18 protein-coding genes are annotated in these 19,571 nt (G+C 43.3%); 17 read left to right on the forward strand and 1 reads right to left on the reverse strand.

What is annotated here, in order from left to right; genetic code table 11:
• Positions 1-116 precede the first annotated feature (116 nt).
• The 16 genes from accB (at position 117) to TY16_RS15965 (ending at position 17,003) form a co-directional block, all read left to right on the forward strand.
• Positions 117-638 carry an acetyl-CoA carboxylase biotin carboxyl carrier protein gene (accB, locus tag TY16_RS15890; protein ID WP_043932821.1) on the forward strand — a complete coding sequence of 174 codons (522 nt, stop codon included), beginning with the start codon at positions 117-119 and terminating at the stop codon, positions 636-638.
• Positions 639-641: 3 nt separating this feature from the next.
• Positions 642-1,994: an acetyl-CoA carboxylase biotin carboxylase subunit gene (gene accC, locus TY16_RS15895; protein WP_043932822.1), complete on the forward strand. Its 1,353-nt coding sequence runs from the start codon at positions 642-644 to the stop codon at positions 1,992-1,994.
• A gap of 21 nt (positions 1,995-2,015) precedes the next feature.
• On the forward strand, positions 2,016-2,426 hold the full coding sequence (locus TY16_RS15900; protein ID WP_043932823.1) for an Asp23/Gls24 family envelope stress response protein: 411 nt from the start codon (positions 2,016-2,018) through the stop codon (positions 2,424-2,426).
• A 327-nt stretch (positions 2,427-2,753) separates the two neighbouring features.
• Positions 2,754-3,146, forward strand: coding sequence for a transcription antitermination factor NusB (gene nusB / locus TY16_RS15910; protein ID WP_043932825.1), 393 nt, complete (start codon positions 2,754-2,756; stop codon positions 3,144-3,146).
• A gap of 45 nt (positions 3,147-3,191) precedes the next feature.
• A complete protein-coding gene (gene folD, locus TY16_RS15915; protein WP_043932826.1) occupies positions 3,192-4,058 on the forward strand; it encodes a bifunctional methylenetetrahydrofolate dehydrogenase/methenyltetrahydrofolate cyclohydrolase FolD in 867 nt (288 codons plus the stop codon).
• 425 nt (positions 4,059-4,483) lie between these two features.
• On the forward strand, positions 4,484-5,842 hold the full coding sequence (gene xseA / locus TY16_RS15920; protein ID WP_043932827.1) for an exodeoxyribonuclease VII large subunit: 1,359 nt from the start codon (positions 4,484-4,486) through the stop codon (positions 5,840-5,842).
• Positions 5,835-6,068 (forward strand): exodeoxyribonuclease VII small subunit, encoded by a 234-nt coding sequence (locus tag TY16_RS15925; protein WP_043932828.1) that lies wholly within the window; start codon positions 5,835-5,837, stop codon positions 6,066-6,068. Before xseA ends, TY16_RS15925 begins: the two co-directional genes overlap by 8 nt.
• A 4-nt stretch (positions 6,069-6,072) precedes the next feature.
• Entirely contained in the window at positions 6,073-6,960 is an 888-nt protein-coding gene (locus TY16_RS15930; protein ID WP_231505636.1) for a polyprenyl synthetase family protein, read from the forward strand.
• Between the two features lie 237 nt (positions 6,961-7,197).
• Positions 7,198-9,090, forward strand: coding sequence for a 1-deoxy-D-xylulose-5-phosphate synthase (dxs, locus tag TY16_RS15935; protein ID WP_043932830.1), 1,893 nt, complete (start codon positions 7,198-7,200; stop codon positions 9,088-9,090).
• A gap of 4 nt (positions 9,091-9,094) precedes the next feature.
• On the forward strand, positions 9,095-9,946 hold the full coding sequence (locus TY16_RS15940; protein WP_043932831.1) for a TlyA family RNA methyltransferase: 852 nt from the start codon (positions 9,095-9,097) through the stop codon (positions 9,944-9,946).
• Positions 9,947-10,272: 326 nt separating this feature from the next.
• A complete protein-coding gene (locus TY16_RS26325; protein ID WP_155922266.1) occupies positions 10,273-10,446 on the forward strand; it encodes a hypothetical protein in 174 nt (57 codons plus the stop codon).
• Positions 10,447-10,916: 470 nt separating this feature from the next.
• Complete coding sequence (ahrC, locus tag TY16_RS15945; RefSeq protein WP_043932832.1) at positions 10,917-11,366, forward strand: transcriptional regulator AhrC/ArgR; 450 nt, start codon at positions 10,917-10,919, stop codon at positions 11,364-11,366.
• Positions 11,367-11,382: 16 nt separating this feature from the next.
• Positions 11,383-13,071 carry a DNA repair protein RecN gene (gene recN, locus TY16_RS15950; protein ID WP_043932833.1) on the forward strand — a complete coding sequence of 563 codons (1,689 nt, stop codon included), beginning with the start codon at positions 11,383-11,385 and terminating at the stop codon, positions 13,069-13,071.
• A 127-nt stretch (positions 13,072-13,198) separates the two neighbouring features.
• On the forward strand, positions 13,199-14,494 hold the full coding sequence (gene spoIVB, locus TY16_RS15955; protein ID WP_043934787.1) for a SpoIVB peptidase: 1,296 nt from the start codon (positions 13,199-13,201) through the stop codon (positions 14,492-14,494).
• Between the two features lie 844 nt (positions 14,495-15,338).
• Complete coding sequence (gene spo0A / locus TY16_RS15960; RefSeq protein WP_043932834.1) at positions 15,339-16,130, forward strand: sporulation transcription factor Spo0A; 792 nt, start codon at positions 15,339-15,341, stop codon at positions 16,128-16,130.
• A 135-nt stretch (positions 16,131-16,265) separates the two neighbouring features.
• On the forward strand, positions 16,266-17,003 hold the full coding sequence (locus tag TY16_RS15965) for a glycerophosphodiester phosphodiesterase (RefSeq protein WP_043932835.1): 738 nt from the start codon (positions 16,266-16,268) through the stop codon (positions 17,001-17,003).
• Between the two features lie 17 nt (positions 17,004-17,020).
• Here the strand turns inward: TY16_RS15965 and TY16_RS15970 are convergent, their stop codons facing one another.
• Positions 17,021-17,257, reverse strand: a complete 237-nt coding sequence (locus tag TY16_RS15970) for a DUF2627 domain-containing protein (RefSeq protein ID WP_043932836.1) — start codon at positions 17,255-17,257, stop codon at positions 17,021-17,023.
• Between the two features lie 124 nt (positions 17,258-17,381).
• Here TY16_RS15970 and TY16_RS15975 point away from each other — a divergent pair, with 124 nt between their 5' ends.
• Positions 17,382-19,499, forward strand: a complete 2,118-nt coding sequence (locus TY16_RS15975; protein ID WP_197028409.1) for a sigma-54 interaction domain-containing protein — start codon at positions 17,382-17,384, stop codon at positions 19,497-19,499.
• The last annotated feature ends 72 nt before the right edge of the window (positions 19,500-19,571 follow it).

A 19,571-nucleotide genomic window follows, 5' to 3' on the forward strand; every position in this document is an offset into this window, starting at 1 on the left:
TTAAAAGATTTACAATTAAGTAAGGGATGGATATAAATTCTTTTCATATTGAACTTAGACAAGGTATTATCGTATAGTATTAGTAGTTAGTCTTAAATTTGAAGGAGTGCTGAAAGGTGTTAAAAGTACAAGAAATTCGTGAATTAATAAAATTAATTGATCAATCCAGCATTGATGAATTTGTTTTTGAAAATGAAGGTTCAAAAATTAAGATGAAGAAGCATGGCCAGCAAATGGCTGTAGCGGTGCAGCCACAGCCTGTCGTGCAAACGCCACAAGCAGCTGTCCAGGCTCTATCCGCACCGGCACCACAGGCAGTAAATGCTCCTGCAGCTGTTCAGGAAGCACCAAGCCAGCCGGAAGCGGCAACAAAAGAGGAGCAAACTGATTTACATAAAATCGTTTCACCAATGGTTGGAACATTCTATCAGTCCCCTTCCCCTGATACTGATGCATATGTAAAGCCCGGTTCACAGATTACACCGGATACAGTTGTGTGTATTGTGGAAGCGATGAAGCTTTTCAATGAAATTGAAGCGGAAGTAAGCGGCGAAATCGTTGAGATACTCGTTAAGGATGGCCAACTTGTTGAGTACGGACAGCCGTTGTTCCTTGTAAAAACGCAAGGGGAGCGTTAATTAATGATTAAGAAGTTATTAATTGCAAACAGGGGAGAAATTGCGGTTAGGATCATTCGTGCCTGCCGTGACATGGGCATCGATTCAGTGGCCGTTTTTTCCGAAGCGGACCGTGAATCGCTTCATGTCCAGCTTGCAGATGAAGCTTACTGCATTGGCCCTAAATCCTCTAAAGACAGCTATTTGAATTTCACAAACATTATTAGTGTTGCAAAGCTTACCGGCTGTGATGCCATCCATCCTGGCTACGGCTTTTTGGCAGAGAATGCAGCATTTGCAGAATTGTGCAGGGAATGTAACATTACATTTGTCGGACCAAGTCCGGAAGCGATAAACAAAATGGGAACAAAGGATATCGCCCGTCAGACAATGAAAGAAGCAGGTGTGCCGATTGTTCCTGGCTCGGAAGGTATTATTAAAGATAACGATGAGGCAATTGCGCTGGCAGAAACGATCGGCTATCCAGTAATCATTAAGGCTACTGCAGGCGGCGGCGGGAAAGGTATCCGGATTGCCAGAGACGAGCAGGATTTAATCAAGGGAATTAATATTACACAGCAGGAAGCAATGACCGCATTCGGAAATCCAGGGGTATATATTGAAAAGTATATTGAAGATTTCCGCCATGTAGAGATTCAGGTACTTGCCGATACTTACGGAAATACGATTCATTTAGGCGAAAGGGATTGTTCCATTCAAAGGCGCCTTCAAAAACTTCTTGAAGAAACTCCATCTCCTGCCCTGGATTCTGAAATGAGGGCTGAAATGGGTTCGGCTGCGGTAAAAGCAGCAAAAGCGGTTGATTATACAGGCGCAGGTACTGTAGAATTTATATATGATTACCGCAATCGCAAGTTCTACTTCATGGAAATGAACACAAGGATCCAGGTTGAGCATCCCGTTACCGAAATGGTTACCGGAGTAGATCTAATTAAAGAACAAATCAAGGTTGCATCCGGTGAGGAATTGCCATTAAGCCAGGAAGAAGTCACTTTTACAGGCTGGGCAATCGAATGCCGGATTAATGCCGAAAATCCTGAAAAGAACTTCATGCCTTCAGCCGGGAAAATAAAAATGTATTTGCCGCCTGGCGGGATTGGGGTTAGGGTTGATTCTGCGGCCTACCCGGGCTATACAATTCCTCCTTATTATGATTCAATGATTGCGAAGGTTATCACATATGGCAGTACCCGGGAAGAAGCGATTGCAAGGATGAAAAGGGCCCTTTCTGAATTTGCTGTGGAAGGGATCCATACAACAATACCATTCCATTTAAGGCTTCTTGAGCACAAGCAATTCGTGGAAGGGGAATTCAACACCAAGTTCCTGGAGCTGTATGATGTGATGAAATCCTAGAGATACGCGGAGGTGTCTGGAATGAATGAAAACAGTATTTTGGAAATGAGCGAAGGCATGAGTGGCCATGGCAAGGTGGAAATCGCACCTGAAGTTATTGAAGTCATTGCAGGGATTGCTGCTTCAGAGGTTGAAGGAGTTGCATCGATGAGAGGCAATTTTGCCACTGGAGTTGTTGAAAAGCTTGGTAAAAAGAATCACGGAAAAGGAATCAAGGTTGAACTGACTGAATCCGGAATCAAGGTAGATGTTTTCTGCATGATGAAATTTGGAGTATCGATTCCTTCTGTTGCACAAAAAGTACAGGATAATATCCGCCAGACATTGATGAACATGACAGCTCTCACAGCCGAAGAAGTCAATGTCCATATCGTTGGTATCCAATTCGAAACCGTTAAGCAGGAAATGCCTGAAGTAGAACAAGAAATGTAGGCTTTAGCTTACTTTCTTGATGAACGGGAAAAATAGAAAATGGGGGCCGAGGCTAAATGCTTCTGCCCTTTTTTTAATTGGGTAGGAGAAGATGTATATGGTTCTGCGTTTGTCAGTCTGTTTTCCCCTTTTGGTCTCCTTTATGGAATACCAGGATGCCTTTTTTCGCATTTGGTGAAACTATCGGCAGAGTTTTCATCCATTGCAGTGCATTCATCTTTTCTGTATGCTATTATTTTCAAGGGGATAGCAAAATAAGCATCCAATTTATGACTATTTGCGCAATTTACTGATTTGCGATTAATTTATAAAGGAGCTAATTGTATAATGAAAAGAAGGACAGCCAGGGAAAAGGCACTTCAGGCGCTTTTTCAAATCGACGTAAGTGATGCGGAACCAACTGCCGCAATAGAACATGTACTTGAGGAAGAACAGGGAGATTCGTACCTGTCAAGACTTGTAAATGGGACGGTCGAACATAAGCAGGAAATTGATGGCTTGATTACAAGGAACTTGGAGAAGTGGTCTTTGGAAAGGCTCGCTGGTGTTGATAGAAACCTGCTCCGCCTAGGAGTTTTTGAATTAAAGTATTGCTCTGAAGAAGTGCCTGCAAATGTTGTATTGGATGAGGCAATTGAAATTGCAAAGCTTTATGGAGACGATCAATCAAGTAAATTCATCAATGGCGTCCTATCAAAGGTTAAGCAGCAATTGATTTAAAGATGAATAATGATTGGCGGCTCCTACAAAAAGGGAGGAATCGGGATGGCAGCTAAATTGATTGATGGGAAAGAAATTGCCAAGAAGAAACGGCAGGAGATTGCCCAAAAGGTTAAGGAATTAAAAGAGAGGGACATCCATCCTGGACTAGCTGTAATTCTAGTCGGAGATAACCATGCTTCTCGGACCTATGTCAAAAACAAGGAAAAGGCCTGCAATGAAGCTGGTATCAATTCGTTCATGTTTGAACTTCCCGCATCTATCTCGCAGGAGCAGCTTTTGGAAAAAATATCTCAACTTAATCATGATGATAAAGTTCATGGCATTCTTGTACAGCTTCCGCTTCCTGCTCATATAGAGGAAAAAACAGTAATTGAGGCAATTGCCCCAAATAAGGATGTCGATGGCTTCCACCCGATAAATATTGGACGAATGATGACCGGACAGGATGCCTTCCTACCATGCACACCATATGGTATCCTCGTTTTGCTGGAGGAAATCGGTCTTGAAATAACCGGAAAGCATGTAGTTATAGTCGGCAGGAGCAATATTGTCGGAAAACCTGCGGGACAGCTTTTCCTGAATCAAAATGCTACTGTTACATATTGCCATTCAAGGACCAAGGATCTTGAATTCCACACTCGCCAGGCAGATATCCTCGTTTCAGCAATTGGAAAACCAAACTTTATCCGCGCAAGCCACATCAAGGAAGGCGCAGCAGTCATTGATGTTGGAATTAACAGAAATGAAACAGGTAAACTTTGCGGGGACGTGCATTTTGAAGAGGTTGCTGAAAAGGCAGGCTATATAACCCCTGTTCCTGGAGGAGTAGGGCCAATGACCATTACAATGCTTTTATTTAATACTTTGAAAGCTGCGAGCCAATCAAAGTCTGTGCTTACAAAGGCATAAATGTAAATATTCCATCAATGGTGACCTTTCACTGTTGGTCAGTCTTGCAAAGCCGAATACTGAACCAAGGGGACATCTTGATACAGCAATCGGATCTTTAGGGACACTTGGCCTTTAAGGTGAAAAGTCCTAAAGACCAGGATAAAGAAAGTAAAAGCCTCTTGCCTAAGGGTTGCATTTCTTATTCGTGACGAATGAGAAATGTAACCTTATAATGGAAGGGGCTGTTTTTTTAAAGGTTGTTTTAATAAACTGGTTGGGATGGGGAGCATTGGATTGAATTCTGCTCCATAAAACCAGCAATCTTTAAGAAGGATTCTATTCGACAGCCAAAACTGAGTGGAAATTAACAGGCTTGTTTAACATAGTCTAAAAAATTTTAGATTTTTTTGAAAGCATGACCATTTAATGAGGAGTACATTCCCATGCAGGATAATAACCGATATTTAACTATTACTGCTCTGACAAAGTACATAAAGAGGAAATTTGATGCGGATCCGCATTTGCAGGATATTTTTATCAAAGGTGAAATTTCCAACCTAAAGCAGCATTCCAGCGGGCATATGTATTTTACCCTGAAGGACGAGCGCTCCAGAATTCTTGCTGTCATGTTTGCCAGCAATTCCCGAAGCTTGAAATTTGCGCCGGAAAATGGGATGAAAATCATTGCCAGGGGAGAAGTTTCCGTTTACGAGGCGAGTGGCCAGTATCAAATTTATATAAAAGAAATGAAGCCGGATGGCATCGGCGAATTGTTCCTTGCTTATGAACAGTTAAAAAAGAAGCTTGATGCTGAGGGGTTGTTCCGGACAGACAGGAAAAGGCGGCTTCCTTTGTTCCCTAAAACAATTGGGATAATCACATCTCCTACTGGTGCTGCAATCAGGGATATCATCACAACGATTAAGCGGCGTTACCCCATTGCAAGGCTGCTTGTTTATCCGGCGCTTGTTCAGGGGGAGTATGCTGCAAAATCGGTTGCTGACGCCATTATCAGGTCCAATCAGGATGGAGAGGCAGATGTCCTTATAGTCGGCAGGGGTGGAGGTTCCATTGAAGAGCTTTGGGCCTTTAATGAGGAAGTAGTAGCCAGGGCAATCTACTCTTCCACCGTTCCTGTTATCTCTGCGGTCGGACACGAAACTGATTACACAATTGCTGACTACGTAGCTGACCTTAGGGCGCCAACCCCGACAGGAGCGGCGGAATTGGCAGTTCCCCATATTGATGAACTCCTCGAACGGGTTCTTCAGCGGCAAGGAAGGCTTATCCGGGCCATGAAGGAAAAATTCAGCTTTCAAAAAACCCGGCTTGATCGGATTCAACGCTCCTATGCGTTCCGTTATCCAAGGAGATTATATGAGCAAAAGCTTGAACAATTGGACAGGCTTACGGAAAATCTAAATCGGGGTACATACCGCCTGGCAACTCTAAAAAGAGATACACATGCCCAGGTTACACGAAGGCTTGAAAGAAATAATCCACGCCAGCTTCTTACAGAAGCCAGCAGCCGGCATGGAAGGTCTGAAAGGGAACTGATAAGGGCGATGAATGTTATTCTTGCCAGCAAAAAAGCGGAATTTGGTAAAACTGTTGCCTCACTAGGGGCACTTAGTCCGTTAAAAATCATGGAACGCGGTTACAGCCTTGCCTATACCGAGGACAATCGTTTAATTAAGACAATACAACAAGCAGATATAGATGATAGGGTAACAATCAAACTTACAGACGGAAGCCTGCTTTGCAGGGTTCAGGAGAAAGTGGAGGAGCCTAAAAATGAGTGAAGAAAAAGAATTGACATTTGAACAGGCGATGGAGCAGCTCGAGCTCATCGTTTCAAAGCTTGAAGAAGGGGATGTACCACTGGAGGAAGCAATCAGCTTTTACAAAAAAGGAATGGAATTGTCGAAACTATGCCATGATAAATTAAAAAATGTTGAGGAACAGCTGACGCAAATTATTACAGAAGATGGACGGAGAGAAAGCTTTACCATACAGGGGGAGGAATAATACATTGGACAACCATAGTTTTGAAGCTTTTTCAAAAAAATATAAACAGCTTCTTGAAGACGAGCTAAGGAATGCAGTCCATGCATTAGAGGCTCCGCCATCTTTAAAGGAGTCCATGAGTTATTCCCTGAATGCCGGAGGTAAACGGATTCGCCCGATGCTCACTTTTGCAACCATGGATGCGTTTGGCAAAAATCCTGAAGACGGTGTGAAAGCGGCAGCTGCAATTGAGATGGTTCACACGTATTCCCTTATTCACGACGACCTCCCAAGCATGGATGATGATGACATGAGACGGGGAAAGCCGACAAACCATAAAGTGTTTGGAGAAGCAATCGCAATCCTTGCCGGTGATGCACTGTTAACCCAAAGCTTTGAGTTAATTGGTAACTTGCCATTTGCGTCACCGGAAGTAAAGGTTAGGCTCATGACAGGTCTCTCCAAGGCTTCGGGAGCAGAAGGCATGGTAGGCGGGCAGGTTGCTGATATGGAAGGAGAGCGGCGGGATTTAATTCTTGAGGAACTGGAATCAATCCATATTAGAAAAACAGGCAGGCTGCTGGAATTCAGTATTTTTGCTGGTGCTGTTCTTTCGGGAGCCACCGAGGAACAGCTTAAGAGCTTGTCAGCTTTTGCCCATCATCTCGGCCTCGCCTTCCAAATTCGGGATGATATCTTGGACGTGATCGGGGACGAAGCGACAATTGGCAAACGAGTTGGAAGTGATACCCTGAATGAAAAGAGTACCTACCCAAAATTATTGACACTTGAAGGGGCCAAACAGGCTCTTGAAAAACAAAGCACTTTGGCAAATGAGCATTTGACAGCTGCCGGGCTGGACACAGCAATGCTCAGGGAAATTGCTTCATTGGTTGCCAGCAGGAACAATTAATCTTGGTTAATTGAGGCTGAAAGGCAAGTATGATAGAATTATGAACACAATGATTATGCCGTTAACACGCTTGTGGTAGCGGCTAGTTTTTTAATAAAATATGTGATAGTTTTGTCACGATTTTAGGGATATACGAAGCAAAATTGTCGAGATTTTCTTGAGGAATCTGCCCATTCCTATATAATAAAAGAGTTAAGAAACTTCGGGCAGAATAAGCATGAAAGCGAGTGATCCTATTTGGATCTAACATCTATAAAAGATCCTTCCTTTTTAAAAAGGATGACCAATCCACAACTAGAGAAGTTAAGTAAAGAAATCCGCCAGTTTCTGATTGAGAAATTATCAGTAACGGGTGGCCATATCGGCCCAAACCTTGGTGTAGTAGAACTGACAATTGCTCTCCATAAATGCTTCGACAGCCCTAAGGATAAAATTCTTTGGGATGTCGGACATCAGTCTTATGTTCATAAAATTTTAACAGGGCGTGCATGCGACTTTGATACGCTGCGCCAATTTAAGGGAATGTGCGGTTTTCCAAAGCGTTCCGAAAGCGAGCATGATGTTTGGGAAACAGGCCACAGTTCAACATCCCTGTCTGCCGCAATGGGAATGGCGATAGCACGGGATTTAAAGAAAGAGGACAGCTTTATTCTTCCTGTTATCGGCGATGGCGCACTTACTGGCGGAATGGCTCTTGAAGCCTTAAACCATATTGGGCATGAAAAGAAAAACATGATTGTCATTCTGAATGACAACGAAATGTCAATCGCCCCGAATGTAGGCGCGCTCCACAATGTGTTGGGCCGCTTGCGCACTTCTGGGAAGTATAATGGGGTAAAAGATGAGCTGGAACTTTTGATTAAAAAGATACCCGCTGTTGGAGGCGTCCTGGCTGCAACTGCAGAGAGGGTAAAAGACAGCCTGAAGTATATGCTGGTCTCCGGCATGTTTTTTGAAGAGATGGGCTTTACCTATTTAGGGCCGGTCGATGGCCATAATTTTGACGATCTGTTTGAAAATCTTGCTTATGCAAAAAAAACAGAAGGTCCTGTCATTATCCACGTTATTACCAAGAAGGGGAAAGGTTATTATCCAGCTGAATCGGATAAAATCGGTACCTGGCATGGAACCGGTCCTTACAAGATGGAGACGGGTGATTTTGTAAAACCTGCTTTTTCTCCGCCATCCTGGAGTGGATTGGTCGCTGAGACTGTACGAAAAATTGCCAGGGAGGACGAGAGGGTTGTAGCGATTACACCAGCTATGCCTGTCGGTTCGAAGCTTGAAGGCTTCGCGTCGGAATTCCCTGACAGAATGTTTGATGTAGGGATAGCCGAACAGCACGCAACGACTGTTGCAGCTGGGCTGGCTACCCAAAATATGAAACCGTTTTTGGCGATATATTCAACTTTCCTCCAGCGGGCTTATGATCAGGTTGTCCATGATATCTGCAGACAAAATTTGAATGTCTTTATCGGAATCGACCGTGCCGGCCTCGTTGGTGCTGACGGTGAAACCCACCAGGGAGTATTCGATATTGCCTTCCTAAGGCATGTTCCTAATCTTGTACTTATGATGCCAAAGGATGAGAATGAAGGGCAGCATATGGTCAATACGGCGCTTAAGTACGACGATGGTCCAATCGCAATGAGGTTTCCGCGCGGTAATGGAATCGGTGTGCCGATGGATGAAGAGTTGAAACAAATTCCAATTGGCTCATGGGAGGTCCTGAAAGAAGGTGAAGATGCTGCAATCCTAACGTTCGGTACGACTGTACCTATGGCTTTGGAAGCAGCTGCAGCTCTGGAAAAACGCGGGGTATCGGCTAAGGTAGTGAATGCACGGTTTATTAAACCGCTTGATGAAGCAATGCTGACTGAAATACTTGGAAAAGGCATGCCGATATTAACAATTGAAGAAGCAGTCCTTCAAGGTGGATTTGGCAGCAGTGTGCTTGAGTTTGCGCATGATCATGGATTTTTCAAGGCTGTCATTGATCGGATGGGGATACCGGATCAATTTATTGAACATGGCAGCGTTGATCTCCTGCTTGAAGAAATAGATTTTACAGTTGATTCGGCAATCAGCCGGCTGTCCGTATTGGCTGCAAAAAAGCAGCAAAGGGCGTAATCGTATGAAGGCAAAAAAGGAAAGGCTTGATGTTCTGCTGGTTGAGAGGGGCCTTGCAGAAACTCGCGAAAAAGCTAAACGGTCAATCATGGCAGGCCTGGTATACACAAATGAAGAACGGCTTGACAAGCCCGGTGAAAAGATTAGTACTGACCTTCCGTTGACTATAAAAGGGAACCAGCTTCCTTATGTCAGCAGAGGAGGCCTGAAGCTAGAAAAGGCCTTGAAGGTTTTCAATGTAGAAGTCAAAGGTAAAACGATGCTCGATATCGGCTCCTCTACAGGTGGGTTCACGGATTGTGCTCTGCAAAATGGGGCAAAAATGTCCTACGCCCTTGATGTAGGTTATAATCAGCTGGCATGGAAGCTTCGTCAGGATGAACGTGTTGTCGTAATGGAACGGACAAATTTCAGGTATGTGACACCTGCCGATTTGGAAAGGGGCATGCCTGAATTTGCGACAATCGATGTTTCGTTTATTTCGCTTTCACTTATCTTTCCTGTTCTTGCAACGCTTCTAGTGCCTGGCAGTGATGTAATCGCGCTTGTTAAGCCGCAATTTGAGGCTGGCCGGGAACAGGTTGGGAAGAAAGGAATTGTTCGAGACGAAAAAGTCCATCTGATGGTTCTGGAGAAAACAATTGGGCTTGCGCTAGGGGAAGGCTTCAATGTTGCGGGCCTCTCGTATTCTCCTATAACAGGTGGGGATGGAAATATCGAATTTTTGCTTCACCTGAAATGGGACGGAAAAGATGATGGAGGAAAAAACCTCTTGAATATCACTCCGGAACAAGTTGTAAAAGAAGCACACGCTATCCTCAAAACAAAGAAAACCGATGAAGAAGCTGCACCATGAGGCCGTTTGATAACGGCCCCTTGGGACAGCTTTTTTGCATTAGCTTATTAATACGCCTTTTAAGTTTATGAGGCAGATTTATACGAGATAATATTAGTATTGCCTTTCTGGCTAGGAAGTCGGGAAACTCTCCATAAATGGATTGCAACCAAAGTTCGAGCAGTTATGTTTTTTTGATAAGCTGTGTTAATGGATATTGTTGATATATTAGCATTGTTGATTGGAGCGGAAGGCGCGAAGACTCGTTCGAAAATGCAAAAAGCGCATTTTCTCCTGCGATGCTTTTTCAGGGAAGCTTATTCAACGTCCTACGGGAGAAAAGGTCAGTGGGAGACCCCACAGGCGCTCGCGCCGAGGAGATAGAAAAGCGAGGCGACTGCCCAGCTCCGACTGCGCTCCTCGAAAATGCAAAAAACGCATTTTCTTCGTGGATGTCTATGCTTCCGAAGCATACTCTTGTGGGGGGCCTGAAGCAGAAGTCGCTATTTGACTTCAGCTGAGGGACCGAAGCGACCTCGAGCTGTAACAATCATCGCTTTTCCAAAGCCATGATTGTTACAAGATACTCAGGATGCTTAGTCAAGAAGAAAACTAGCTAGGAGCCGCAGCTAGACAGGCTCCGAGGCCGCCCGTGGAAAGCGAAGCGCCTCGTGACAGGCAAAGAACGCCTCGCGACAGGCAAAATGCGCCTGTCTCTGCGATGTTAATTCTCAGGAGCTTTCCTTTGTGTCCCTGCGAAGGTTATTCTTTGAAGCTTCCCTTTGTGCAGCGGAAATCAACAACGTTGTTTAACATAGCTTTTGATAAAAAACTTTAAAAAAGTCGGTCCAAACTATATTATTCAGATAAATACCTTAATTTTTCACATGAATGATTGCACAACTGCGCCAAAATCAGCTAACATATGGGTAGAACCGACAAAATGTATAAACATACAAAATGTTTTGATTGTCTGATGGGGTGAAATAGAATGAACAAAGGCCAGCGGCATATTAAAATCAGGGAAATTATAACGAGCAGTGACATTGAAACCCAGGACGACCTGGTGGATGAACTAAGAATTGCCGGATTTAACGTTACACAGGCAACTGTTTCAAGGGACATTAAGGAGCTGCATCTGGTCAAGGTACCGCTCCAGGATGGCAGATATAAATACAGCTTGCCTGCTGACCAGAGATTTAACCCGCTTCAAAAACTGAAACGAACGATGATGGATGCATTTGTACGCATTGATTCGGCTGGCCATCTACTCGTCATGAAGACACTTCCCGGAAATGCAATGGCCATTGGCGCACTCATAGATAATCTTGATTGGGAAGAAATTTTAGGTACGATTTGCGGAGATGATACAATCTTGATCATTTGCAGGACGACCGAGGATACCGAGGCGATTACTGACAAATTCCTGGAAATGCTTTAGCTTGGGGGAATGCTTTTTGTTAACCGAATTATCAATAAAGAACTTTGCTATTATAGAAGCCCTTTCTGTTTCATTTGAGAAGGGGCTAACTGTTTTGACAGGGGAAACCGGTGCGGGAAAATCGATTATCATCGATGCGATCCATTTGCTGGTCGGTGGCAGAGGTTCATCAGAATTTGTACGCCATGGCGAGGAAAAGGCAGAAATTGAAGGTCTTTTCCTACTTGATGACCAAAACCACCCATGTATAGAGAAAGCTGAAGAGTTCGGTATTGAAATTGAGGATTCAATGGTTGTCATCCGGCGCGATATATTTTTAAGCGGGAAGAGCGTTTGCCGTGTCAACGGAAAATTAGTTACTTTATCCGTTTTGAGGGAGATAGGCGGTACACTTGTCGATATCCACGGGCAGCATGAGCACCAGGAACTGATGAATGATGCGTTGCACCTGCCGCTGCTGGACCAATTTGGCTCAAATGATATTCAACCTGCACTTGACGCATATCAGTCAATTTATCGGCAATATGAAGAAACACTATCAAAGCTGCGAAAGCTTAGCGAAAATGAACAGCAAATGGCCCATCGCCTGGATTTAATACAATTCCAGCTAGAGGAAATAAATAATGCCGGCCTTAAGGAAAACGAAGACGAAGAGTTGGCTGAAGAAAAACACCGCCTTGGAAATTTTGAAAAGATATATGAGGCGATTCAAGCTGCGTATACTGCCTTGAAAGGTGATTCCCGGGCGCTTGACTGGGCTGGTGAAGCGATGGGCAGCCTGGAGGATGCAGCAGCTCTCGATACGGAATATAAAGAAATGGCGGAATCGGTTTCCAACAGTTACTACGCACTTGAAGATGCTGCCTCCACGCTCCGTAATAGTCTCGACACACTCGAATATGATCCTCAGCGTCTGAGTGAAATAGAAGACAGGCTAACTGAGATTAACCAGCTTAAACGAAAATACGGCAGGACCATTGAAGAAATTCTTGCCTATCAAGAAAAAATCAAAGTTGAGATTGATGCCCTTCAGAACAAGGAAACCCATATTGGCAAACTTGAAAAAGAACTTTCAAAGCTAAATGGCCAATTGACTAGTGAAGCGGCAAAGCTCACCAGTTTAAGAAAAAGATGGGCGGACAGGCTGACCAAACTGATCCATAAAGAACTGAAAGACCTTTATATGGCAAAAACGGTCTTTGAAATCCGTTTTGGACGGGAGTCCCAGAATTTTACCCGCAGCGGCGTTGACAAGGTTGGATTTTTTATTTCCACCAATCCCGGCGAACCTTTGAAGCCACTTTCAAAGGTCGCTTCAGGAGGCGAACTTTCCCGTATTATGCTTGCTCTAAAAAGCATCTTTTCAAAGCACCAGGGAGTTACGTCAATTATATTTGATGAAGTGGATACTGGAGTCAGCGGAAGGGTGGCACAGTCAATCGCCGAAAAAATTTCTCGAGTTGCAAGCGGATCCCAGGTTCTTTGTATATCCCACTTGCCTCAAGTAGCTGCCATGGCTGATACACATCTTTTTATTTCCAAGATTACAAAAGGCGGAAGAACGAAAACATCGGTTGTGCCTCTAAATGAACAACAGAAAGTCGAAGAAATTAGCAGGATGATATCTGGTGTCGAAATTACTGACTTGACAAAGGAACATGCCAGAGAACTCCTTACATTAGCCTCACAAATAAAGAATTCATGAAATGCTATCCATTTAGGGTAGCTTTTTTATTTCTCACATGGTTATAAATGAATCAGAACCCGGCAAAATTATAGTTGTAGCCATTTTTAAAGAAAAGAAGCAACAAGCATTAGAAGCGAGGAGAGTGATGAATTTGAATTTAGGATTAATTAGAAAAATAATCGGTGGAATTCTCCTTGTTTCAATTATTGCTTTAACTAGCTGGAAACCATTCCAAAGCTATCTCCAAATACCAAATGAGATAACTGTTTTTCAGGGACAGGAGTTCTCGTTTGATAAAGCATTACCTGTAACCGCTTCGGTTGTCTCGAAATCGGATAACATTGTCCTGAACCAGACCGACCAACAGGTTTCCTTATCTGCAAAGGATTCAGGCGCAAGCTCAGTTGTCCTCGACCTCGCAGGCATTCCAATCAAAAAAGTCGATGTAAAGGTGCTCAAAGGATTTAAGGTGTATCCGGGTGGCCAATCTATTGGTGTAAAACTGAATTCTGTTGGGGTCCTGGTTGTGGGGCATCATCAGGTTGAGACCTCAAACGGGCGTAAATCACCTGGTGAACTTTCCGGGATCAAAGTCGGAGATATCATTACTGAAATCAATGGCCAGCGAATTGAGAAAATGGCTGACGTAGCACCATTGGTTCAGGAAGCAGGCAAGACTGGAAAAGCGCTCAAGCTTTCGATTACCAGGGAAAATGGAAAGGTTAAAGCCAATCTAATGCCATTAAAAGAAAAAGGTGCGGATAACTATAAGCTCGGCCTATATATCAGGGATTCAGCGGCAGGTATTGGGACTATGACCTTTTACCACCCTGATTCAAAGAAATATGGAGCCCTGGGACATGTCATCTCAGATATGGATACCAAGAAGCCAATTGTAGTGGAAAACGGCCAAGTTTTACGCTCAACTGTCACTTCGATAGAAAAAGGATCTAATGGAAACCCTGGCGAAAAGCTTGCAAGGTTTTCTGATGATAAGCAAATTATCGGAAATATAAAGCGAAACAGCCCATTCGGGATTTTTGGCAAATTGCATAGGGATATCGATAACGGCATCATGGATAAGCCGATGCCAATCGCCTTATCTCACCAAGTAAAAGAAGGGCCAGCGCAAATTCTTACTGTTGTTGATAATGACAAAGTGGAGACGTTCAACATTGAAATTGTAAGCACGATTCCGCAAAAATTCCCTGCAACAAAGGGAATGGTCATTAAGGTGACCGATCCGAAGCTTCTCCAAAAGACTGGCGGCATTGTACAGGGGATGAGTGGCAGTCCCATTATCCAGGACGGGAAACTAATTGGTGCGGTAACGCATGTATTTGTAAACGATCCTACCTCTGGTTATGGGGTGCACATCGAATGGATGCTTTCGGAAGCGGGAATTGACATATATGAAAAGCCGGAATCAAAAGCAAGCTGAGTGATTTGGTTGGATTAGAGGCCCATAAGCGGGCCTTTTTTCTTTTTGGATAATGTAGAAATTTTACCATTGTTGATTGAAGTGAAAGGTGCGATGACTCGTTCGAAAATCCTCATGATCCTTAATTATGTTAACGCATACTATCGTCTGAGGATTATTCCTGGAAGCTTTCCTTGTGTAATTGCATAAGGTCATGAGATGTTAATTAATGGGAGCTTATTCAATCTCCTAACGGGAAAAGAATCAATGATGCTCTATTGACGACCGTGCGCTTCATTTCTAACTCTCAGGGTCGTTAAGAACCTTTATTGACGACCGTGCCCTTCATTTCTAAGCAATCCGGGTCGTCAAGGGCCTTTATTGACGACCGTGCCCTTTATTTCTCAGCTATCCGGGTCGTCAAGAATCTTTATTGACGACCGCACCCTTGCATTTCTTAACCATCATAATCGTCAAGACTTTTAGTAACGACCGTTTTCTCCCTTACTTGCTCTTCCCCAACAAAAGGTAGAGCCTACAGGCATTAATAGCGACGAGAGGTATGTTAATGCGGAAGCGACTTTGTTAGCCCCTGTAAGTGCTTCTCGAAAATCCTGTAAGCTAGGGGTTGGGAACTCCTCTGTGATGATACCAAAAATACTTTTCGACAAATTCGCAGATTAAAGCGAAAAGAGTCGAAATAAAGAGAATTAACGAGATAAATAAAGAAAATCGTAATTTTTATGAGTTTTTTGAGAAAATTTTACTTCCGTGCAGGAATTATAGTTGCATTGTCGAATTTGTCCTTTAGAATAGAAAATAGATTGGTCATGAGATTACTTGGAACTTGAGGAGGTAACTGGGAGTGAAGAAAATTAAAGTTTGCGTCGTTGACGATAACCGTGAATTGGTAGGGTTACTGGATGATTATATATCGTCTCAGGATGACATGGAGGTAGCTGGCGTTGCGCATAATGGTCAAGAATGCCTGGAAATGTTGGAAGAAATAAATCCAGACGTACTTGTTTTGGATATTATTATGCCTCATCTTGACGGGCTTGCTGTTCTTGAAAGGATGCGCGAGATTAAAAATGGACCAATGCCGCATGTCATTATGCTGACTGCTTTCGGCCAGGAAGATGTGACCAAAAAGGCTGTGGAGCTGGGAGCGTCCTATTTTATTTTGAAACCGTTTGATATGGAAATGCTCGGCAATCACATTCGCACTGTAAATGGTAAATCAAGTTCTGTTACGAGGAAAGGCCAATCCTCAAGCTTCCGTTCCCATTCCGAGCAAAAGCCAAGGAATCTGGATGCGAGCATCACCACCATCATTCATGAGATTGGTGTTCCGGCGCATATTAAAGGGTACCTATACCTCCGTGAAGCAATTTCAATGGTTTACAATGACATCGAGTTGCTTGGATCCATTACAAAAGTTTTATATCCGGATATTGCCAAAAAATACAACACGACTGCCAGCCGTGTCGAGAGAGCAATCCGCCATGCGATTGAAGTAGCCTGGAGCCGCGGGAATATTGACTCAATCTCCTCCTTGTTCGGCTACACGGTCAGCATGACCAAAGCAAAACCGACTAATTCTGAATTTATTGCAATGGTAGCAGACAAACTGAGGCTTGAACATAAAGCTTCTTAATTCAGCGATTCCTCTAATTTATCCAAAAATCCCTCTTTAGCTCTGTGCTAAAGAGGGATTTTTTGGAGTATAACATATAATGAAAAAGGGTAGAGGTTAAGGCATAGATAATTTATAGCAATAGGGGGAATTGAAATGACTTTGATATTTGCTCATCGCGGATACAAGTCATTGTATTCGGAAAATACAATGACTGCTTTTATTGAAGCTGAAAAGGCTGGTGCTGAAGGGCTGGAGCTGGATGTTCAATTAACGAAAGATGGGGTTCCGGTCATTATACATGACGAAAAGGTAGACAGGACGACGGGAAATGCAGGTTTTGTAAAAGATTTTACATATGCGGAAATCAAAAAGTTGAATGCCGATTTTAAAAAGATGTCCCCAAAAGGGTCTGAACCAATCCCAACACTTGAGGAAGTGCTGGAATGGCTAAAGGACACAAAACTTAACTGCAATATTGAATTTAAAAACGGGATATTTCCGTATGCTGGTATGGAAGAAAAGTCAATTAACCTTGTCAGGAAGTATGGGCTGGAAAAACGTGTGATTCTTTCTTCCTTTAATCATTACAGTGTTGTCCAGTGCTTAAGAATTGATCCTGAAATAGAAACAGCGCCACTTTTTGCGGAACTTGTCTATAAACCATGGGTATATGCGAAAGCTTTAGGAGCCAAGGGCATTCATCCGAAATATATATATGCTTCTGACGACATTATTAGGGAATCAGAATCTAATGGCGTTGCGGTAAGGCCTTATACAGTAAATCGGGAAAAGGACATGGAAAGGTTATATAAAGCTGGCTGTACGGCTCTTATAACCGATAATCCAGCGCTTGCACTCGAGATAAGAAACAAAAAAGGAAAGAGGCATTAAAATTCTGCCCTTTCCTTTTATTTGTTTTTAAAGCGGTCCTGGACTTTATTGCGTTTTCGATCTCGATAAAGCACAAAGCCGGCCACAAAGCCAAGCCCTGTTACAAAGAGGATGAAACCAGTCAAGAATTGCAGCCATAGGAGCCCAAAGGGTTCCAATAGTTTGCCAAAGAGCATATCCCGCATTAATTTTACTCCATAGGCTGCCAGAAACCCTGGGACCAACATAACAAGAAGAGCAGCCAAACGTTTCATCTATTCATTCCCCAATCAAAGTTATTCCTTAAAAAAATCATAAGCTAAGATAAAAATTTGTCAAGAAAGTTTAGAACCGTTAGAATTAATATGAAAAAGGTTGCAGGTTCATGGCGCTTACTCCATGAAATTGTTTGCGGAGTCAATCAAATTTCTGCAAAGGGAGGCATCAAGTTTGCCTAGTGTGATGATCATTGGTGCGGGTAAAGGCGGTACTGCGATACTTAAAATGCTTAAGGAAGCAGAAATCTTTGATGTGAAGGCTGTAATAGACAGGAACAAGGATGCCCCCGGCATACTGCTTGCAAAGAGTGAAGGTATTTCCACGGGAGTGGATTGGAAGCCATTTATGGCCGTAAATCATGATATCATTATTGAGGTTACAGGAGATCCTACCGTTTTTCCCGAATTAAAAAAGGCTGCATCCGATGCAATTCTGATACCGGGGAGCGTAGCATTCTTGATCGCTACCTTGATGGAATTAAAGGAAGATTTAATCGAGCGGCTAAAAAATGAGTCGTATAAACAGGAATTGATTTTTAGTTCCGCAAGCGATGGCATGATTGTCATTGACCAAAAAGGGATAATCACTCTTTTTAACAGCAGAGCATCAGAAATGGTAGGAGTCAGCAGAGAGCTTGCCCTAGGCAGCCACATCCATGAAATCATCCCTTCAAGCAGGCTGCCCCTGATTCTTAGCTCTAGAAGGATTGAGGCCAATCAGGAAATGGTCCTGGTTAATGGTGTGAAAATTATTACGACGAGGATCCCAATCATTGATGAACAAGGAATTCTTTTAGGTGCCTTTGCAGTATTTAAAGATATTTCTGAGGTACTCAGCCTTGCGGAAGAAATAACAAATCTCAAGGAAATACAAACAATGCTTGAAGCAATTATCCAATCCAGCGATGATGCTATTTCCGTTGTTGATGAAGAAGGAAGGGGCATTCTTGTAAATCCTGCTTATAACAGGATAACTGGACTGACGCGGGAGCAAGTGATTGGCAAGCCCGCCACTGCAGATATTTCCGAAGGGGAAAGCATGCATTTTAAGGTGCTTAAAACAAGGCGTGCGGTCCGTGGTGTTCCGATGAGGGTTGGCCCAAACAAGAAGGAAGTAATTGTCAATGTAGCACCAATTATTGTTGAAGGAAAATTAAAAGGCAGTGTTGGCGTTATTCACGACATGTCGGAAATCCAGACACTGAACCGTGAGCTTTCACGTGCCAGGCAGATTATCCGGACACTTGAGGCAAAATATTCTTTTGATGACATTATCGGAAAATCAGAGGAAATGCTCCTTGCCACCGAACAGGCGAAACTGGCGGCAAAAACACCAGCGACCGTTCTTCTTAGGGGAGAATCCGGTACTGGTAAAGAGTTGTTTGCCCACGCAATACATAATGCAAGCGATAGGAAGTTCAATAAGTTTATTCGGGTCAATTGTGCAGCGTTGTCCGAAACGCTTTTGGAGAGCGAGTTGTTCGGCTATGAGGAGGGTGCTTTTTCCGGGGCAAAAAGAGGCGGAAGGCGTGGCTTGTTTGAAGAGGCGAATAACGGAAGCATTTTCCTGGATGAAATAGGCGAATTATCGGCTAATACCCAGGCGAAATTATTAAGGGTGCTTCAGGAAAGGGAAATTATCCGGGTAGGCGGCACCAAAGCCATTCCAATTAATGTCCGGATCATCGCGGCAACGAATGTCAATCTAGAAAAAGGGATTGCAAGCAGTACGTTTAGAGAAGACCTTTACTATAGAATCAATCGTCTTCCTATCCAAATCCCTCCGCTTAGGAATCGGCTGGAGGAAGTGCCGTTGTTATGCGAGAGGCTCATCCAAAAAATCAATCAGGATTATGGCCGCAATGTTGAGGGTGTAACAGAGGCGGCAATGCTTCATTTAATGGAATATGATTGGCCGGGGAATGTTAGAGAGCTGGAGAATATACTGGGCAGGGCAATTATTTTCATGGGATACAATGAAACGATTATTGATGTTAATCATCTTCCAGACCTTAAGAAACGTACCTCTTCAAGCAGGGTTGCCTTACCAGGACTATCAGCTACTGAATCAATGCCTCTTGCAGAGATGGTTGAAAAATATGAAGCTGCAATCATTAGCCGGACTCTTGCACAGACAAATGGAAATAAGACAAAAACGGCCAAGCTTTTGGGGCTGTCAATTAGGAATCTGTATTATAAGCTTGAAAAGTATAACCTTGAAAATACGAGCATGCAATAATTTGCATGGTCTGCAATTTAATTCGTAAAAATAACGTTTTTTATTTTTCTATCATTATAAAAAGCAGGAGTT

The sequence above is a fragment of the Bacillus sp. EB01 genome, from assembly GCF_000613125.1.
Lineage (GTDB): Bacteria > Bacillota > Bacilli > Bacillales > Cytobacillaceae > Bacillus_D.